Below are 2,805 nucleotides of genomic sequence, written 5' to 3' on the forward strand. Positions count from 1 at the left end.
GCCAGCAGGGGTCTGACAAGACCTCTGCTTTGCTATACCCTTTTTGAACCATCTCCCTTTCACCACAGCTATTCATTTTGTGGTTGACTTTTAATAGTTAATCTTTCACTGCGGGGAGCGTTGTTTCTGCGGGATTGGGGCTGGGCGGCTCCATCTTGAACGCGCTCCAGCACCTGCAGCTCACCCTTTCTCAACCGGAATACCACATCGGCCTGCTTTGCCAGATCATTGGAGTGGGTAACGACCACCACACACTTGTTCATCTTGTGGGCGCTCTCTTTAAGAATTTCCGTGATGTCCTGGGCGGTGTCCTCGTCCAGATTGCCGGTAGGTTCGTCCGCCAGGATCACAGGAGCCTCGCTTGCTAGGGCACGGGCGATAGCAACTCGTTGCTGCTGGCCGCCGGAGAGCTTCAGCACATTCCGCCTGGCTTCTTCTTTCGTCAGGCCCAGCCGCTCCAGAATGGGCAGCGGCGGCAGCTTGGAAGTCAGGGACACGTTCTCCGTAGGAGTCAAGTAGTCGATGAGGTTGTACGCCTGGAAGATAAACGCCACATGGTTTTTCCGGTGGTCAGAAAGACCAGTCTTGGCAATGTCCTGCCCATCGAAGTAAATCTGGCCGCTGCCGGGGCTGTCCAGCCCTCCGATTAGGGAGAGCAGGGTGGTTTTGCCGCAGCCGGAAGGCCCCAGGATGGCGTAAAGTTTGCCCTGTTCCATTTCGGCGTTGACGCCTTTTAAGACTTTCTTTTTATTATCGTAGGAATATCCCACTTGTTTGATTTCCATGATACTCATAGTGATTACCTCATTTCGTTATTTTAGGGGGTGGATGGTCTTATTCCATCTGCGACAAAATCTGCTTGGGCTTTAACCGCATGGTCGAGATACTGGACACCAGCACCGCCGCCACCAGCAGAACGCCGCCCACGATAGCCACCAGTATGAAATGCTCCGGCGTGACGATGACATTCTCCGCCGCTTTGCCGAACAGCGTACCCAGGGCGCCGGCAACCTGCTTGCTCGATAGGTACGCCAGTGGGAAGGCCACCACTGCAATCAGCAGGGTTTCCAGCACATATTGGAGAATGACCGCAGGCTTGGCAATACCTACCGCCAGCAAAATCCCGGTTTCTCTTTTGCGGCTGCGGATGGACATGGAGAGAATGAGAATTATCAAAACCATGCTCACAGCAGTAATGACAATAATCAGCGTCGTAACCAAAGCGGTTGTGTCAGAGAGAGAACTTGAAATGTTCTGATACACTTCATCGTTGGCTGTAACAATGGCCTCCAGAAAGGAATAGCCGTTGACCTTGATGAGATAGTCCAGCGCGCTGTAACCGCCGGTCCCGCGCGAAAACCAGCACCATTTGCCGTTGGAAATCCGCAGGCTGTCATGGGTCCTGGTGCAGTAGACGTTACCGGACACATGGACCAACTCCTGGGGTTCGCAGGTTTGCAGATAGGTGAGAAGATCCACCTGCCTTGCCCGTTCGATGGCTTCTGAATCGTAAAAAGGCATAAAAAAATACAGCCCCCTTCACATAGCCGTAGATTAGCCGCCCCATGTGGGGGTAGCTGACTATGTAAAGGGGGCTGTACTCTTTTCAGATATGGAAAAAGCCGACTGGATTGCTCCAATCGGCCTTGCATGTTATTTTATAATTTATTTTAATGCAACTTTATACCCATTCGTCTTATCACCGGTAATGGTAATAAAATATGATTCGCCAAAGCTGGCTTCCCACGAAATAGGCTCCATATACTTTGTAATGTCATCTGGATATATATTTTCATAATTGGGAGCCACATATTCCGTTATGATTCGGAACTGCATGGACAGTTCAAAAGTATCAGCGATATTGTTTAGCTCCTCCTTATTCAACACCACAATGTTATCGGAATCGTGCTTGATTAACGAACCGTCCGCATTTGATATACCTCCACTGTATTCGTGACTATCTGCACGATAATCATAAACCAGTAGTCCAATATCTTCTTCCGTGTCTAATTGCAGGTGCAGGGCTATTTCATCAGCAGCAGGCACATATTCGTTGGGAATTATCTGATTGTAAACGACAAGGCTCAGTCCCAGCACAACTACTATCGCGGCAATAATACCGATCACCTTTTTCTTCATGTTAGAAACACTCCTGTTTATCCATTCATTCTTTCTTGAAGGTAAAGAAAATTCCAATGATTGCAGCGATGAAGATAATTGGCGCTACTCTGACAAACAGCCATTCAAATGAGTGGAAAGCCACTCCGAGAACAGCGGTTTCAGGATCACTATAATCCCAACCCAAATAAGGACTACTCCATATTATTAAAGCCGCAAAAATCATTAATATAATTGCACATAATGAAACAAGCAGCCAACGGATAATTTTTCTTCTCGTGGTTTTCCTTTGTGCCAGTTGCAAATTTATCACCTCCAATTTTTCAGAAATTGCTTTTAAGTTATCAACCTCCGCTTCAGTTACAGTTTCCCCCAGTAATGTACTTACAGGTGTTTCAAGCACTTCCGACAGGGAGATTAACATATCAGAGTCGGGAACCGATAATCCCGTTTCCCTTAGTTAAAGATATTGTTGGGTATCTCAAGATGTGTCATTCGATTTTGCCGATAAAGCGGTAGAAGATTTCCACTTCCTGTTCCCGGCTTCCGTCCTCACTTTTGACCGCTTCATGGACAAGGATTTTTTCAATCAGCGTATTCAGAAGTTCAGCCGTCAATTCTGTGGGATTGACATACTGTTTCATCAGACCTATCCACTTTTCAGCGTCAACCGCTGTCTGGGCGGCG

Annotated in this window: 4 protein-coding genes and 2 pseudogenes; all 6 read right to left on the bottom strand. The window is 47.9% G+C overall.

Going from position 1 to position 2,805, the window contains the following annotated elements; genetic code table 11:
- Window positions 1-68 precede the first annotated feature (68 nt).
- Window positions 69-794 (bottom strand): ABC transporter ATP-binding protein, encoded by a 726-nt coding sequence (locus B5F35_RS17875; RefSeq protein ID WP_087243013.1) that lies wholly within the window; start codon window positions 792-794, stop codon window positions 69-71.
- Between the two features lie 40 nt (window positions 795-834).
- Complete coding sequence (locus B5F35_RS19400; protein ID WP_330396282.1) at window positions 835-1,263, bottom strand: FtsX-like permease family protein; 429 nt, start codon at window positions 1,261-1,263, stop codon at window positions 835-837.
- Between the two features lie 12 nt (window positions 1,264-1,275).
- Window positions 1,276-1,521, bottom strand: a pseudogene (locus tag B5F35_RS19405) (topoisomerase); the annotation flags it as partial.
- 144 nt (window positions 1,522-1,665) lie between these two features.
- A complete protein-coding gene (locus B5F35_RS17885) occupies window positions 1,666-2,139 on the bottom strand; it encodes a hypothetical protein (protein ID WP_087243017.1) in 474 nt (157 codons plus the stop codon).
- A 25-nt stretch (window positions 2,140-2,164) separates the two neighbouring features.
- Window positions 2,165-2,572, bottom strand: a pseudogene (locus B5F35_RS17890) (helix-turn-helix domain-containing protein); the annotation flags it as partial.
- 37 nt (window positions 2,573-2,609) lie between these two features.
- The coding region (locus B5F35_RS17895; RefSeq protein WP_139624928.1) for a DUF4368 domain-containing protein at window positions 2,610-2,805 on the bottom strand (196 nt) is incomplete at its 5' end.

The sequence above is a fragment of the Anaeromassilibacillus sp. An200 genome, from assembly GCF_002160025.1.
Classification (GTDB): Bacteria; Bacillota; Clostridia; order Oscillospirales; family Acutalibacteraceae; genus Caccousia; species Caccousia stercoris.